The organism is Pseudomonas rubra, from assembly GCF_028656935.1.
In the GTDB taxonomy this organism is placed as follows: Bacteria; Pseudomonadota; Gammaproteobacteria; order Pseudomonadales; family Pseudomonadaceae; genus Aquipseudomonas; species Aquipseudomonas rubra.
In genome coordinates this window covers 14,105-30,227 of the sequence record NZ_JAMDGZ010000034.1, presented here as the reverse complement: position 1 = coordinate 30,227, position 16,123 = coordinate 14,105, and the positions used below count along the sequence as shown (strand labels likewise).

Annotated in this window: 11 protein-coding genes; 5 read left to right on the top strand and 6 right to left on the bottom strand. The window is 61.7% G+C overall.

What is annotated here, in order from left to right; genetic code table 11:
• Window positions 1-78: 78 nt before the first annotated feature.
• The 3 genes from M5G17_RS16085 to M5G17_RS16075 form a co-directional block, all read right to left on the bottom strand.
• Window positions 79-240: a PAAR domain-containing protein gene (locus tag M5G17_RS16085; RefSeq protein ID WP_337993342.1), complete on the bottom strand. Its 162-nt coding sequence runs from the start codon at window positions 238-240 to the stop codon at window positions 79-81.
• Entirely contained in the window at window positions 241-408 is a 168-nt protein-coding gene (locus M5G17_RS16080) for a hypothetical protein (RefSeq protein WP_273893895.1), read from the bottom strand. It lies immediately after the preceding gene.
• A gap of 231 nt (window positions 409-639) precedes the next feature.
• Window positions 640-1,554, bottom strand: coding sequence for a LysR family transcriptional regulator (locus tag M5G17_RS16075; RefSeq protein WP_115086461.1), 915 nt, complete (start codon window positions 1,552-1,554; stop codon window positions 640-642).
• Between the two features lie 199 nt (window positions 1,555-1,753).
• Between M5G17_RS16075 and M5G17_RS16070 the strand changes: the two genes are divergently transcribed.
• The 3 genes from M5G17_RS16070 (at window position 1,754) to M5G17_RS16060 (ending at window position 6,322) form a co-directional block, all read left to right on the top strand.
• Window positions 1,754-2,779 carry a zinc-dependent alcohol dehydrogenase family protein gene (locus M5G17_RS16070; protein WP_273893894.1) on the top strand — a complete coding sequence of 342 codons (1,026 nt, stop codon included), beginning with the start codon at window positions 1,754-1,756 and terminating at the stop codon, window positions 2,777-2,779.
• Between the two features lie 646 nt (window positions 2,780-3,425).
• Window positions 3,426-4,919, top strand: a complete 1,494-nt coding sequence (locus M5G17_RS16065) for a hypothetical protein (protein WP_273893893.1) — start codon at window positions 3,426-3,428, stop codon at window positions 4,917-4,919.
• Window positions 4,919-6,322, top strand: coding sequence for an aminotransferase-like domain-containing protein (locus M5G17_RS16060; RefSeq protein WP_273893892.1), 1,404 nt, complete (start codon window positions 4,919-4,921; stop codon window positions 6,320-6,322). Before M5G17_RS16065 ends, M5G17_RS16060 begins: the two co-directional genes overlap by 1 nt.
• Window positions 6,323-6,335: 13 nt before the next feature.
• Here M5G17_RS16060 and M5G17_RS16055 read toward each other — a convergent pair whose 3' ends face one another.
• From M5G17_RS16055 to M5G17_RS16045, 3 genes are all read right to left on the bottom strand, one after another.
• Complete coding sequence (locus M5G17_RS16055; protein WP_273893891.1) at window positions 6,336-7,220, bottom strand: ChaN family lipoprotein; 885 nt, start codon at window positions 7,218-7,220, stop codon at window positions 6,336-6,338.
• Window positions 7,221-7,308: 88 nt separating this feature from the next.
• A complete protein-coding gene (locus M5G17_RS16050; RefSeq protein ID WP_273893890.1) occupies window positions 7,309-10,767 on the bottom strand; it encodes an alkaline phosphatase family protein in 3,459 nt (1,152 codons plus the stop codon).
• Between the two features lie 168 nt (window positions 10,768-10,935).
• A complete protein-coding gene (locus M5G17_RS16045; RefSeq protein ID WP_273893889.1) occupies window positions 10,936-11,946 on the bottom strand; it encodes an MBL fold metallo-hydrolase in 1,011 nt (336 codons plus the stop codon).
• A 206-nt stretch (window positions 11,947-12,152) separates the two neighbouring features.
• Between M5G17_RS16045 and M5G17_RS16040 the strand changes: the two genes are divergently transcribed.
• Window positions 12,153-13,796 (top strand): VRR-NUC domain-containing protein, encoded by a 1,644-nt coding sequence (locus M5G17_RS16040; protein WP_273893888.1) that lies wholly within the window; start codon window positions 12,153-12,155, stop codon window positions 13,794-13,796.
• The gene (locus M5G17_RS16035; RefSeq protein ID WP_273893887.1) at window positions 13,793-16,054 is read left to right on the top strand and encodes an ATP-dependent DNA helicase; all 2,262 of its coding nucleotides are present in this window, start codon (window positions 13,793-13,795) and stop codon (window positions 16,052-16,054) included. The genes M5G17_RS16040 and M5G17_RS16035 overlap by 4 nt, the downstream gene beginning before the upstream one ends.
• The last annotated feature ends 69 nt before the right edge of the window (window positions 16,055-16,123 follow it).

Below are 16,123 nucleotides of genomic sequence, written 5' to 3'. Positions count from 1 at the left end.
CTCTCACCGGCCTTCTCTAAGGAGGTCCCTGCTTAACTTGGCAGACACTGAGTTTTTTCGCTTCCATCACTTACGCCACTACCAGCCCGGCTCGCCTTCCACCAGGGTGCCGGCGTGGCTGGTGCTATTACCTTGGCGCGCTGCGGGCTGGCCTTCGATGATGGTGCCGGGCGCGTCGGTCAGGATGACAGCGACGCAGCTGATTTGATCACCGACGCTCGCCACGGCGCGTCTATTGATCTACGCGCCGCTGACGACAGTGCCGGTGTCGTGGAGTGCTATCGACTTCGGCATTTTCTGGTGCTTCTTCAGGCGCTTGGTCGTGTGCTCAATCAGGCCCTTCACCGCGTTAGCTGGTTTGGCGTCTCGGGCGCTTTGAGTAGCCACGATGCCGGCGGTTTTGTCCATCCTGCACTGTTCCGCTTAAAGCCTCAGGCCGGTCTATTGACTCGCAGAGAGTCCGGTCGGAACTATCCTCATCAATAGCGTGCTTGGCCTTAGGCAGGGGGCATCCTTTTCAAACCATCCAAAGCATGCCCTCAGATATGCCCCCAATGTAGCAATCCACTGGAAGTGAATGGAACTCCATGATTTGTGGAAAGGCAAAAATGATCAGATGAACAGCCTACCCGACGACGCCTAGAGACTCTCGGGGTCGCCAAAAAACATCTGAATCCTAGACCGCAACCAGCGCTCCCCCGGGTCATTATCCTGCGACCCACGCCAGGCCATGTGCAGCTCGAAGGTCTGCACTTCCAGCGGCGGATCCTCGGCGCGCAGGCCGCCGGCGGCGGTCAGGACCTCGGCGGTGTAGTCGGGCACGGTGGCGATGATGTCGGTGCCGGTCAGCAGGCTGCCCAGGCCGTTGAACTGCGGTACGGCGAGGACCACGTGGCGCTTGCGCCCGACTTTTTCCAGGATCTCGTCCATGAACCCGCCCAGGTCGCCGGCAAACGACACCAGCGCGTGGGGGCGGGCGCAGAAGTCGTCGAGGCTCAGGCTGCCCGGCATGCTGTCGGCGCGCAGCACCTTGGGTTTGCTGCGCCGCAGTACCTTGCGCTTGGCGTTGGCCGGCAGGTCGTTGGTCCAGCTCACGCCCACGGAGATTTCCCCCGAAGCCAGCAGCGCCGGCATCAGCAGGTAGTTGACCCGGCGCACCACCAAAACGATGCCCGGGGCTTCGGCGCGCACGCGTTTGAGTAGTTGCGGCAGCAGGGCGAACTCGGCGTCGTCCGACAGGCCGATGCGAAACACCGCGGTGCTGGTGGCCGGGTCGAAGTCGGCAGCGCGGCTCACCGCGGTGGAGATCGAATCCAGCGCCGGCGAGAGCAGGGCGAAGATCTCCACCGCCCGCGCCGACGGTTCCATGCTGCGCCCGGTGCGTACGAACAACGGGTCGTCGAACAGGTTGCGCAAGCGTGACAGGGCGGCGCTGATCGCCGGCTGGCCGAGGAACAGTTTCTCGGCTGCGCGGGTCACGCTGCGTTCGTGCATGAGGGTCTCGAAGACGATCAGCAGGTTCAGGTCGACGCGACGCAAGTCGTTACGGTTCATCGGCTCGGCTTCACAATGCGATTGGGGCAGGGGTGAATCTTACGGGTAAAGGCTGCTACCCTGCACCGCATAATTTGATGGACGCGGTATTACCATCAATCAATGACAAGCATGTTGACTATTAATGGCCACTGATGGTCTAACCATCAAAGCCCGGATAGAGTTCAGGGCATTAGAGGTTTAATTGGCGAGGTTTGCGATGTCCCGCATGATCCGTTTCCACAAGTTCGGCCCGGCCGATGTGCTCAAGATCGAAGAGCAGGCCCAGGCGCAGCCCGCTGCCGGCGAGGTGCAGATTCGCGTTGAGGCGATCGGCATCAGTTGGTACGACGTGCTCTGGCGGCAGAACCTGGCACCGTCCCAGGCGCGTCTGCCTGCTGGTATCGGACACGAGATGGCGGGTGTGGTCACGGCCGTGGGCGAGGGCGTCGATGACCTGGCGATCGGCGACAAGGTCGCCAGCTTCCCGGCCAGCAGTGCCAACGAGCACCCGGTCTACGGTGAAGTCATCGTCATGCCGCGCAACGCCCTGACCCGTTACCCGGAGATTCTCTCGCCGGTCGAGGCCAGCGTGCACTACACGCCGCTGCTGATTGCCTATTTCGCCTTCGTCGACCTGGCGCGGGCCAAGGCCGGGCAAACCGCGCTGATCACCGACGCCAGTCATTGCGCCGGCCCCGCCTTCGTCCAGTTGGGCAAGGCCCTGGGCCTGAAGGTGTTCGCTGCGACCAAAGAGGCTGATCAGCGCGACTACCTGATCAAGCTCGGTGCCGACAAGGTGATCGTCACCGAAGAGCAGGACCTGCTCATGCAGATCAACAAGTACACCGACAACCGCGGTGTCGACATGGTCCTCGATGGCCTAGGTGGCCCGCAAATGGCGCTGCTCGGCGATGCCCTGGCGCCACGCGGCAGCCTGGTGCTGTATGGCCTGCAGGGTGGCAACCAGACGCCGTTCCCGGCGTGCGCGGCGTTCCAGAAGAACATCCAGTTCTTCGTCCATTGCATCGGTAACTTCACCGGCAAGCCGGAGCTGGGTATCAGCCAGGACCAGGTGGCCCTGCAGCGCGCCTTGCGCGATATCAACCAGTTCACTGCCGACAAGCTGCTGACCCCGCTGATCATCAAGACCTACCCGTTCGACCAGGTGGTCGCGGCGCATCGTTACATGGACGAGTGTCCCTGCGGTGGGCGGCTGGTGCTGGACCTTTCCCTCGCGGGCTGACAACACCGCTCTCACAGGCCATGGCACGTTGCAACAAATGTGGGAGCGGGTCTTGCCCGCGATGCGCCGCGCGGGCGGCGCTCGATCTCAGTGACGCCACAAGCCTTGCGGCGTACACCCTGTAGGCTTCACCCCATTTCAAGACCTGCGCCTTGCCGTAGTTATGGCCCGCGATCGGCTGCCTACGAAAAGCTCAAAACCAAGTTTCTCGTAAGCATTTTCTTCGCGCTGTTTGGGATATTTCCCGGTTAACTTTTCACACTGCTAAGCGCATCCGTGCGTTATGTTTATCCATGAGGAAAAACAGTCATTGATTGTCTGATTAGTGACCTCGGCCATGGCGAATCTGAATGGTTTTTTTACACTGATCTGTATCTTCTATTCGTCAGGCAGCAGCCGATAATAGTTCGTCAACTGTCGTCTCAAGGAGTGAGGCATGAAAGGTCGTAGCTCAGGGGCAAGGCGTCGTGTAGCGGTGCGGAAGGAGGGGAGGCACTTTATGGGCAAAGGCCTCATAAGATGTATTCCTAAGAAGTTGTAGGAAGTTTCTTTGGGTGAATATTGTTTCATCCTCCTTTGATGATCGAAAGCTCTTCAATAGAAGATCTTTTTTCAGCTCGCCGTTTCTGTAAATTGGGTACGCGTTATGGGTAGCATTCACGACCAAGCCATGCAGTACATCTACCAGCAAGTGCTCCAGCGTTTGCTCGAACACTTGTCGCAAGCACAGCGGGCGTCCTTGCAGTTGCTGATTCAACGCTTGATCGTCGCCGCAGGTGGCATTGAGCGGATTGCCGGTTTCAGGCTGCTGACCGCCCACGATGGCAGCCAGGCCGCCAGCCATGCGCTGGCGTGCCTGCGGGCGGCGCAGTTGAGTCTTGCCGCCCGTTCCCCCGGCACTTTTCAGTTGCGCATAGGCGTGGTGCGCCAGCCCGGCATGAGCACTACGGCGTTGAGCAATCTCGAGCAGGGCTTCTCGGCGCTGTTTCTACATGATGACCCACGGGTTGAACTGCTGATGCTCGATGATCAGCAGTTGCGACCTTTCGACAGTCGGCACCCGGTGTCCGCCAGCCAGCAGCAGGCGGAGCGCAACGAATTTCTGCTGTTCGGGCACTTGCTGGCAGGGCTGCCGCGTGCAGGCTTCGGCAGCCATGGTTATCTGCGTCTGGCCGAGTTGTGTTGGCAGGCCCTCGGCTGGCGCGGCGGCATCGATGCCATCATCAGTGCCCAGCCACTGCCCGAGCGCAGGCGTTACCTGGCTTGGAGCCGACGCGCCCTGCGTGAGGAAGACGTGCTCAGTACCCGCCCGATCCATAGTTGCGCAGCTTCGCTGTGCGCGGGCATGAGCGAGTTGCGCCAGCGCTATCTGGAGCAGTTGTTTGGCCAGACCCGTACCGTCCCTTCGGCACTCACCGGTGACTACTGTGCGCCAGCGATGCGTTTCATCACCATTGACGATTTGGTGCACGACCCCGATGTGCCCCACGATGAACGCTTGAACCGATTCCTCGGTTGCCGGTTCGACGAGCAGTATTTTGCCGGTGACCGATCAGGCACGGCCAACCCGCTGTTATTGGCGCACCTGAGCGGGTTGCACGCGCAGTTCATCGAAGACAGCGAGTACCGTGAGGGCGTTGATGCCTATCTGCGGCGGGCGCGCCTGCAGATGCAAAGCCAGGGCCTGCCGCGGGCCCTGCAGAATCGCTCGTTGGGGCGCTGGCAGAGCGGCGAGCAAGTGCAGCAGCGCCGTGCCCAGGCCAACGACGTTGCTTCGCAGGCTTACGGCCTGAGTGAAGCGCAATTGGTGTGCAAATTGTTCGCGCCTTTTGTCTCGCGCGGCCTGCGTCTGGAGGTGTTCCTGCGCCGCTGCCATCCCGGCATGCTGGTGGCCTTGCCTTACCTGCACAAGGCTTTGCAGCAGTTGCCTGCCCCTGAGCCGGTGGTGCAATGGATGGTCGACATTAGCGGCTTGAGTCTGCCGCTGCTACAGATGCTCTACCAACGCGAGCCACAAGCCTGCGCCCGGCCCCGTTCATTGCTGGCGCAGATCCAGCGTCGCGGGGCAGACTTGCGCCAGCTGCGTCTGCCAGCCACGGCATGGGCCTGGCTCAAGGCCGGGCAGCCTGGCACGCACTGATGAAAACCACGCACAACGGCGAGTTCGCTTATCGGGCGGTGTACCGCTACCTGGTCGAGTTGATCGAGCAGATGGCGCCAGGCAGCTACAATAGGCTGCCGTCATTGCGCGACCTTGCCCAGCGTCTGAACGTGTCGATCTCCACCGTGCAATGCGCCTACTCATTGCTTGAGCATGAAGGGCGGGTGCAGCCGGTGCCCAAGTCCGGGTATTTCGCCAAGGCGCTGCCCGCTCAGGTTGCGTCGAGCAGTGGTGGTGATCTGCTCCAGGACCTGCAGCAGCATGCCCGCTCATCACGAATGCTGGTGCTCAGTGGCGGGCAGGTGCAAACCCTGCAATCGCTGGAGGCTTCGCTGCTGGGTATCGAGCGCCAATTGCTACGCCAGTACCCGCGCCTTGCCGGGTCGCCTCAGCCCTGTGGCGAGCTGGAGCTGCGCACCGCGCTGGCGGCGCGCTATACCCGCTCGGCGCAGTTGTACTGGAGCGCCGAGGATGTCTACCTGGCGCCGGACGTGCGAGCACTGCTGGAGACCACCCTGGCCGCCCTGGACCTGCGCAACAGCGCCGTACTGGTCGTCACGCCTTGTTCCTGGCGCCTGTTGCGGGTGTTCCAGGCGGCGCGCCTGCGGGTCATAGAAATGCCGTTGGCGGCTGACGGAGGCCTGGACCTTGCGCGCTTTGCCCAGTTGCTGGCAACTGAGCCGGTACGCCTGGCCATGCTCGCCTCACGCTTGAGCGTCCCCCATGGCAGCCTGATGCCCGAGGCGTGCCGCCAGGCCGTGGCCCGACTGCTGAACCGGCACGGGGTGTGGCTGCTGGAAAACGACCAGGATGCCGACTTGTGCGTGCAAGCGACGCCTGCCCCCTGCTTGCGTGAGCTGGTCGACCCTCGGCGGGTGATGGTGTTTTCTTCCCTGGAGCGCAGCATCGGCGTGGAAGCGCCCTATGCCTACCTGCTTTCCCGGCACTGGCAAGGGCCTTTGCATCGCGAGTTCCTGTTGCGTGGCTTTACCTTGCCACCCTTGCGCCAGCAGGCGGTAGCGCGGCTGTACAGCAAGGGCCGCATTGACCTGCACCTGCAGCAGCTACGTGCGCATTTGCAAGAGCGCCTGAGCCACCTGTACCAGCTGATGCAGTTGCAATTGGGTAGCCAGCTTACGTTCCAGATGCCCGCAGGGGGTAGCTGCATCTGGGCGCGGGTGCGTGCTCCGATGGACACCCGGCCACTGTTCCATCGCTTGCTGCAGCAGGGCCTGGTGATTGCCCCGGGCGAGCTGTTCAGCCTGCGCGGCGACTTTCACCAGTATCTGCGCCTTGGCTGGCCAGCGGGGCAACAGGATGACCTGCAGTACGGCTTGAGTCTGCTTCGTGATGAGCTGCGCCGTACCCTGCAGATGGGCTGATCGAGCGACTCGCTTAGCGGCGCAAGCTCGCGCAGTAATCCTGCTCCGGTTGCGCGGCGGTGAACCAGACGAAATCCGCGCGCTCGGCCCCGACGGTTTTGCCGACCTCGGCCAGAATCAACACGGCGTTGCCCTGGGCCGAGCCCAGGTCGTCCAAGTGCAGGGGCACCCCGAGGTCCTTGCGCACATGAAAAGCCCCGGCCAGCAACAGGGCAGGGCGAGGCGCGGCCAGCAGGCGTTCGGCCATGCGCCGGTCGCGTTGCTGCTGCACTGCCAGCATTGCCGGCATTTGCGCTTCGGGCAGCAGGCCGCAATGGGACTGGCGGATATCGTCGAGCAAGGTGTTTTGTACCTGGCGGGTGGTCGAGGCCTTGCCTTCAAGTGTTGGGCGCTGGGTGTAGATTTGCATGATCTGCGCTCGCTCAAGGTTGGCCGCCATGAGCGGGTAGGGCTGGTGTAGCGCGTAGGTCACCAGCGGCCCGTACAGGCTCCAGCCCCAGCTGGGTTGCCAGGCCAGCGCCTGGATCAAATCGGTCGCAGGTGCACCGCCGGCAATCTCGGCATGCAGCGCATCGATCCTTGGCTGCTGGTCCGGGGTGAGCATTTCCATCAGCAGGCTGCCTTGCGGGCGTTGCCTTGCCAGTTCGCGCAGCAACCACAGTTGCACGGCATGGTGGTCGGGGTTGTCATGCTGCTCGCCGACCAGCACCCTGGGTACCCCGGCCAGGCGCTCGACCAACTGCTGTGGGGTGAGGTTGCGGCCGCTGGCCAAGTCGCGGATCACCCCAAGGTCAGGGTGATCGCGCCCTTGCGGCGCAATCGGCGCCGGTGGTGGTAGCACCTGATGGGATTGGCAGGCCGCCAGCAGGCCGATCAGGCAGAGCAACACAATGCGCATCGGGTTTCCTTGAGCTCAGGTGACAGACTTGAAGAGTACGTCAGGCGCTGCAAGAAATGCATTGCTGAAATCGCAGATCAGGTCATCACTACCGTACTCGCCATGGACAGATCGAATGGCGAACACTCTGCGGACCAACCAGCTCGGGAGTTTGCCCCGGAGATCTTTCGGCCAGTGCCATGCAGACGTTGGTGATCAGCTCATCAAAGCTCAGGGGGCTTTGCGCCTTCCTGGCCTTTCGTAACTGTTCGACTAGTGAATAGGTGAAGGCGCCATAGCTGGTCGCACCGGCCTCGTATTCACTCGCCTTCTGGTTTTCCCTTGCTGCAAAGAGCAGTAAGGGCAGGTAGGGGCCGTGATGCCCATAGAGACGCCCCTGGCGCTGGAGTTGCCTTACATCGTCTGGGCGCAGTTCGATGGCACTGCCCTGGGTGCGCCGGTGGCGCTGGGGCAGGTGTTTGCCTTGGTCAGTTCCTCGCGTGAAGTCTCGATGGGCTTCGCATTGGGCATAGAGGCGTTCCTCCCATTCACGGGACTCTTCGTCCCACTGCAGTGCACGGTGACGAATGTCGTTGGGCGCCGTTATGCCACGCACGCGCCCGTTGCCGCGGGTCATTCCGCTGGCGTAGCAACAGTCGAGAATCACGCTTAGCCTGGCCCCGGGCCCATCAGGCGAGAAGGGCAGGTGACTATAGAACTGACGGAAGAGCTTGTCGGTGAAGTGGCTAGAGGTGTCATTCCAGTTGAAATCGTACAGCACAAGCGTTTCATCCATGCAGTCCGCTTCGCGGCTGTTGTTGCTAGCCGGCAGACGCGCGCCGTGACCGGAGTAGAAGATGAGACGTTCATCTGCGGACCGGGTACCTTCGATCAGCCACTCCAGGCGCTCCTCGAGATTGGCGCGGGTAGCCCGAGCGTCATGTAACAGACGGATATCGGCGGCATCATAACCGCTCTCCTGGAGCATGCGGCTGATCAGGTAGGTGTCGTTGATGCAGCCATTGAGGCGCATCTGGGGGTCCGGGTACTCATTGATGCCCACGATCAGGGCCCGACGCTTGCGTTGCCCACTGCGGGACAGGAACGCTGGCACTTCCAGGGCTCGATTCGCTACGGCGCCACGGGCAAGCTGGGGCCATAGATCCGCCCGGCTGGTGTCATCCGCCAGATACGCCGCGCCGGAGTGGTCGAGGTCCAACAAGTCTTCGCGCAGGGGCATTTCGAACAGGGTGGTTAGATCGACACGCGCAGAGTCCGGCGAGGTGATGGGGCGGGTAAATACACGATCGTTGGGGTTGTATAGGTGGTACCAGCGGCGGATACCTCGACCGTTTTCATGCAGGCGCATGACGCGGCCGCCCCAGACCTCGCGCATGACGATTGGATGGGCGATCTGCGAACCGAAGCTTGCCAATACCCGACCGTCGATGATTTCCAGCGCCGCACCAGGTTTGGCCACGGCACGCCGGAAAGCGTCGTAGCAGATCAGGCTGCCCAGGCTATGGGCGAGGATGATCTGGGGTTGGAAATCCTTGATGCAGGCCATCAACCGTTCGCAGAGTTGTGTTCGAAGCACGGGGTCTTCCAGCCACTGAACCGTCATGCCGACGGTCCAGCGCAGTATCTGGTCGACGGGGACTCCCCAGGAACGCGTGCCTGCCTCACTCCGTTCGCTGGTCTCGTCCAGCAACATGGCGAGCCCGCGGGCAATCTGGGCGAAGTCCGGCCCATCGCCGAACAGGTCGTCATAGCGCAGAAACACAATGTCTTCTGGCGCGATGTCGCGACCGTTACGTTCCAGGTTGCTGCTAATCGCGGAGCGCCATTGCGCCTGCCAGCTGTGCTCGGAACTCCACTCATCCTGGCTGGCATCACCATGACCGACACCATGCAGGCAGAGCACGCGCAAACGCTCTGTCTGGGTCTTGGAAAGCGTATCCCGGTCGCCACGCAGTACCGTCGGCGCGGTAGACGGGTTGCTGGCATTGAGCATCAGGTCCTGCAGGCGGCGAAGCTTGGCTTCCAGCTTGTCGGGGCTTGCGACCGCGCGTTCGCCTGGGGTAGGGGCCGGCCTGACCTGCTTGGCGCTGTCCTTCCAGGCCTGCTCCAGGTTATGGCCATCGAAGTATGCCAGTGAGGTATCCAGCACTTGGCGGATACTGGTGGCCAGGCCTGTCTCCACCCTGTGGATGGCGGTGTAAGTCGGTGACGGGGTGGTGGCGAGCCGGAACGATTTGTTGAGCTCCGGAGTGGTTCGCCAGATGGGTGCTTCGCCGAAGTGTTTCGCCTGTTCGACCCGTCCTCCCAATTTGTATCGCGGCAACCTGAAGTGGTCACACAGAAAAGCCAGCAAGCTGGTGTGGTCGTAGTGTTCGTTCTGGATGCTGTCGCTCCATGTGACCAGCCCCGGTTGCAGCCAGGGGGAGGCCAGGATGGCCGGCACGCGAACTCCCAGGCGAGTGAATGGGGCTGCACCTGTCCAGGTGACATCGGCTGATCGTGTGTCCGGCGCCAGAGTCTGTGGCGGTATCACATGGTCGTAGAAGCCGCCGTGTTCGTCATACAGCAGCACGAACAGCGTCTTTTTCCATACATCAGGATTGACCATCAGCGAATTGAAGACTTCCCCGATGAAGTGGTCGCCAACCCGCAGGTCTTCCGAGGGGTGATGCGAGTTGTTCGGCCCGAGAGTGTCATACAGAAGTCCGTAGCTTGGCTCTATCCAAGCCAACGCTGGCAACTCGTTCGCTACGACCTCTTCCTTGAATTTTTCGATAGAGGAGTGCCGTAACCCTTCCTTGACCAAGGTGGCAAGAGGGACCTTGCCGTCTGAGTAGATACGCGCGTCGTGCCCATTGGCCTTGAGCAATGAGAAGATGCTCTCCTTGCCGAACTGGGCGATCAGGCTCTTGATGCCCGCAAGCATGGTCCCTTCGCCCGGCATGAGTACGCGCCCATGACTGCTGCCAAGCATAGCGAAGAAGCGATTGGGCCAGGTCGGCCCAGGCACCGAGCAAAACCACCGGTCGCAGACAGTAAAGTGCCGGGCGAGGCCCTGGATGGCGGGTAACGGGTCGTGTGCCGGATTGGCTTCGAAAGGCACGAAACTCATCGCCCGTTGGGCAATGGATAGCGCGTGGACTTTATGCGCCTTGAGATCCTTCCTGGCCTTTTCATAGGCGTTCTGGGCGAACCCGCCCATGATCGGGTCCGCCAGGCTGGTCGAGTGGCCGTCGGTCAGCTGTTTCACCACATCTTCGTATTCATGGCCCAGATCGACGCCCTCGCGCTTCAAGCCTGGCGCTATGTCCAGATAAGGTGGCGGCACCCAAAGGCTGAAGTCATCGGGCCGCTCTGCGGCCTGGGTGATCGTGGTGGCTTGCCCACCGCTTGCCGGCGCCAGAACGTTACTGAGCAAGGCTTTGCGGTCCACGCCGTCGCAGTTCGGATCGAGATGCTTGTAATCACCCAGCAGGTGGTCAAAAGAACGGTTTTCCATCATCAGCACAACGACGTGCTTGATTTGACTTTGCCAGTTGTTCGCCATCTTTCCACGTCCTTAATGGATGGATACGGCATTTGTGTGCATGCATGGCATAACGCTAGTATTGCCTGGATGACCTGTCCAGTTATGGCCGATTGCTACCTTTCACGTTTGGCCGCAATGGGTCGAAGCCGTCGGTGGCAACAGGTGGCCGCGTCCGGTCGGCATTGGTCATGGCTCGGGGGTTGGCAGCGCTACTTCGCTCAGAGGGTACGGCATGACCATCTGGATGGGTTTGAACGCATTACTAACTCGGATGAGCATCTCGTTTTCTTTTTGGGCTCTGAGCAGCCGCGGTTTCTTGTTCAAGTCATTGCCGAAGAAATCCTCCCAATGCCCGATGAGCAACTGGCGCGGTCGCAGGTAGCGCAGTAATGCGTCTGGGTATTGCGTGACCTGAGTGGTCGAGGCTGCGCACATGATCATGACGTCAACCCGCTTACCATCCGGAATCAGGGGAGGGAAACCAAAAGGTGGATTACTCGCCGAATCCTGGTAATGGATGCGGTAGACAGGCCTGTCACTGTCATCGAGCAGGTCAATCAGAAACGCTAAGGTGGTGCCCTCTTTCCAATTGCGGACATAGACTGGCAGCTTATCCAGGTCCTCGTAATAGCTTCCTTCGAGGAAATCTTGCCCCGCAAAGTGGGGTGCATGCTGGCTCTGGATTGCCATGAAGCGCATATGGCCCACCTTGGTCCACTGTGTAGGGTTTGCCTGGTAGCACTCCGGCGTGCTGCAGGCCACGCGGTACATCTTCTGCTCCACGTTGACAAATCTATGCTTCAAGTTAAGGCTCGGAACGGCAAGGATGTGGCCGGCGGTCCTGTTACCGTAGGCAATCGCATTCTGAGCGTAGTGTTGCATGATCCATGGAACATCAAGCAAATGGTCATAGTGCGCATGGCCAATGAGCATCACTCTGACGTCCTTTGCCTCCGGCATGTGATCGGCGATGCGCTGCTTATCCGCGCGGACGAAAATCGGCGGTATGCTCGGATTGCTAAAGGACGGTGCAAGCAGCAGGCCTTCGCCGTGCCAGTACAACAACCAGCCGCCAACTCCGAGGTAGGTGATCTTTGCTCCGGTCAGGTTGTGTTTGTCGGTGGTGGGTTCCATCCCGGTAAGATCCTTGGCGCAACCTGCCAAGCACAGCAGTATCAGCACAATGACCACGCGCATCGTCAACCCTCCTTGCTACCCCTGGTAGATTAGTGCAGCCGCGGTTCCACAGCAGGAAATCGGACGGTTTTTAATCCGGTGCTACAACTGGCAACGGCCAATGCCAGTACAGACCGGCTAAAGTCGTCCGCAGGTCGCCCACAGGTTGCCAGAAGGGCGTATCTGTATGTATAACCAGTGCTCCTGTCGCCAGCGCCTAGTGACCTGTGATCGCCCATTCCGTCGACGAGCCGTTTTATTACCTGCACAACTTCCAGCAAGTGCTTGGCTGGATCGAGTTGCGCTACGCCGATCTGCTCGACGCGCAAGAACGGGCGTTCATTCAGCAGTTCCGCCAGCAGCCCCGGGCTGCGCAGGCCTTGCTGGTGCGCATGGTGATGCGCAAGGGCCTGCTGTTTCGCCCGAGCAAGCTGGTGTATGCCGAAATCGGCTCGCCCCAGGCGGCGCTTGAACCGCTGCTGGCCATGGGCTGGGTCGTGGACGACAGCCCGCTGAGCCTTGAGCAGTTGTTTGACCTGCTGCGCAAGGATGAACTGGCCACAGGTTTTAGCCCGTTGCTGAGCCGCCCACGGGCGGCCAAGAGCGAGTTGCTGGCGCAGTTGCAAGCCCTTGAGTTGCCAGCCCGGCCCTTGCATGAATGGTTGCCGGGCTTTGCCGAGCCGGTTATCGAGTTGCGCTTGCAGGCACTGTGCGACCGTCTGCGGCTGTTGTTTTTTGGCAATTTGTACAAGGACTGGTCAGAGTTCGTGTTGGCCGACCTTGGCCTGATGCGCTATGAACAGGTCGCCTTCAGCGACGACTCCCGGGCGTTGCGCCAGCGCTCTGATATCGAGGTGGCGCTGGCCCTGCATGAGTGCGGCGAATGGCTTGAGCAGGGCGTTGCCCTGGAGCAGGTGGTGGCTGAGGTTGACGCCCTGGACAGCGACAACCCCTGGCTGCAGCGGCGGCGTTCGCGCCTTCTGTATCAGCTTGGCCAGCACAGTGAGCGCCTGGCGGACTGGCCACTGGCCCTGCGCATCTACCCGCGCAGCCAGCATCCGCAAGCACGGATTCGCCACATTCGCGTGCTCGAACGCAGCGAGCAATGGGCGGCGGCCTTCGAACTGGCCTCGCAAGTCGCCCGGCAACCGGCCAACGCAGTCGAGGTGCAAGCCTTGGCGCGGATGTTGCCGCGTTTGCAGCGCAAGCTCGGCGGCCCGCCGCAGCCACGGCGGGCCAAGCCCAAGGTCAACCTGATCGACCTGACGCTGCCCGCGCAGTGGGCGGCCCTGGGGGTGGAGCAGGCGGTGCAGCAGCACCTGGAGCAGGACGGCGGGCATGTGCACTACGTCGAGAACACCTTGTTCAACAGCCTGTTCGGCCTGTTGTGCTGGGAAGCGATTTTTGCGCCGTTGCCCGGTGCCTTCTTCCACCCGTTCCAGAGTGCACCACAGGACCTGCACGACGCCGAGTTTTACCCGCGCCGCCGCGCGCTGTTCGCGCAGTGCCTTGGGCAACTGGACGATGGGCGCTACCTTCACACCATACGCCGTCATTTCCTTGGCAAGCAGGGTCTGCAATCACCTTTCGTTTACTGGCAGGTGCTCAGCGAAAAACTGCTTGAGCAGGCCCTGGCCTGCCTGCCGGCGGCGCACCTGAAACGCTGCTTTGAACGCCTGCTCGAGGATCTTCAAGGCAACCGTTCGGGCATGCCCGACCTGATCCAGTTCTGGCCTGAGCAGCAGCGCTACCGGATGATCGAAGTCAAGGGCCCGGGCGATCGTCTGCAAGACAGCCAGTTGCGCTGGATCGAGTTCTGCGCCGAGCACGGCCTGCCGGTCGACGTCTGCCATGTGCAGTGGTCAACATGAGTTACAACGTGGCGGTCCGGGCGTTGTGCGAGTTCAGCGCCAAGGTCGGTGACCTTGACCTGCGTTTTACCCCGTCGCCCACTGCCCAGGAGGGCATCAGCGGCCATCGGCGGGTCATGGCCGGGCGCGGCGAGGGCTACGAAACGGAAGTCAGCCTAGAGGGGCACTACGCCACGCTGCATGTGCGTGGCCGCGCCGATGGCTATCATCCGCAGCTCAATCGCCTGGAAGAAATCAAGACCTACCGTGGCGACCTGGCTCGCCAGCCTGCTAACCATCGCCAGCTGCATTGGGCCCAGGCCCAGGTGTACGGCTGGTTGCTGTGCCAGCAGCGCAAGCTTTCGCATCTGCGCCTGGCGCTGGTCTACCTGAATGTCGACAGCGATGAACAAACACTGATTGAACAGCGTTGGAGCGCCGAGGCGCTGGAGCAATTTTTCAATGCGCAATGCGCACTCTTCCTGCACTGGGCCGAGCAGCAGTTGCAGCGCCAGGCCTTGCGCGACCAGGGTTTGCAGGTCCTGACATTCCCCCATGGGCCGTTTCGTCAGGGCCAGCGGGAGCTGGCCGAAACCGTGTACAAGGCGGTCAGCACCGGGCGTTGCCTGATGGCCCAGGCCACCACTGGCATCGGCAAGACCCTCGGCACCCTGTTCCCGTTGCTCAAGGCCATGGTCCCGCAGCAACTGGACAAGGTTGTTTTCCTGACCGCCAAGACCCCCGGGCGTGCCCTGGCTCTGGAGGCGCTGCAGCAGATAATGGCCGCTGGCACCCAGGGCGCCTTGCGCAGCCTTGAATTGGTCGCCCGCGAAAAGTCTTGTGAATACCCGGGCACGGCCTGCCATGGCGATGCCTGTCCGTTGGCCAAGGGCTTTTACGACCGACTGCCCGCAGCACGCCAGGCCGCCCAGGCGGTGGCAATGCTCGACAAGGCCGCCTTGCGCGAAGTGGCCCTGGCCCATCAGGTCTGCCCGTACTACCTGGGCCAGGAAATGGCCCGTTGGGTCGATGTGCTGGTGGCCGACTACAACTACTACTTTGATCAGAGCGCCTTGCTCTATGGCCTGGCCCAGGCCAACCAGTGGCGCCTGGCCGTGCTGGTGGACGAAGCCCACAACCTGGTCGAGCGAGCCCGGCAGATGTACAGCGCAAGCCTCGACCAGGGCCAGTTGCTGGCCTTGCGCAAGCTCAAACCGGCGGGCCTGGTCAGCGCCCTGGAGCGCCTGAACCGCCAGTGGAACGCCCTGCACAAAGATCAATTGGCGCCGTACCGGGTGGTCGAAGGTTTGCCTGAAGCCCTGCTCAAGGCGCTGCAGCACTGTGTTTCAGTGATCCAGGAGCAGCTCAACCAGGCGCCGACCGGCATTGATCCTGCGGTGTTGCAGTTCTTCTTTCAGGCGTTGCAGTTCATCCGGGTCAGCGACCTGTTCGATGAGCACTTCCTGTTCGATATCAGCAAGCGCCCGGGCCCGGGCAAGCGGGCCTTGTCGACCCTGTGCCTGCGCAATGTGGTGCCGGCGGCGCTGATCGGCCCGCGCATGAGCGCCGCGCGCAGTGTCACGCTGTTCTCCGCCACCCTCAGCCCGCAACGCTACTACACCGACCTGCTGGGCATGCCGGCCGACACGGCCTGGCTTGAGGTAGCGTCACCTTTTGCCGCCGAGCAACTGCAGGTGCGGCTGGTCAGCAGTGTCTCGACCCGTTACCAGCATCGCGAGGCCTCGCTGGCGCCGATTGTCGAGTTGATTGCCGAGCAATTTGGCCGCGTGCCGGGCAACTACCTGGCGTTCTTTAGCAGCTTTGAATACCTGCAACAGGTCTCGAACCTGTTGGCATCGCGTTATCCGGCCATTGAGCAATGGCGCCAGGCGCCAGGCATGGATGAAGGACAGCGCCAGGGCTTTCTTGAACGTTTCGTCGCTGCCGGGCAGGGCGTGGGTTTTGCCGTGCTCGGCGGCGCCTTTGCCGAGGGTGTCGACTTGCCCGGTACGCGCTTGATCGGCGCCTTTGTCGCCACCCTCGGATTGCCCCAGGTCAATCCCGTCAACGAGCAGATCAAGCTGCGCATGGCCAGGCTGTTCAGCGCAGGTTTCGACTACACCTACCTGTATCCCGGAGTGCAGAAAGTCATCCAGGCGGCAGGTCGGGTGATCCGTGGTACCCAGGACCGGGGCACGGTGTTGCTGATAGATGAGCGTTTTGCCGAAGCTCGTGTACAGCGCATGTTTCCGGCCTGGTGGGCGCCGCAGCAGAAATAATCGCGGGGTTGGGGATAGCGACGGTCGCTTGCTGGTCAAACTGCCAGTAAACTGCGTGTTTTTATCACC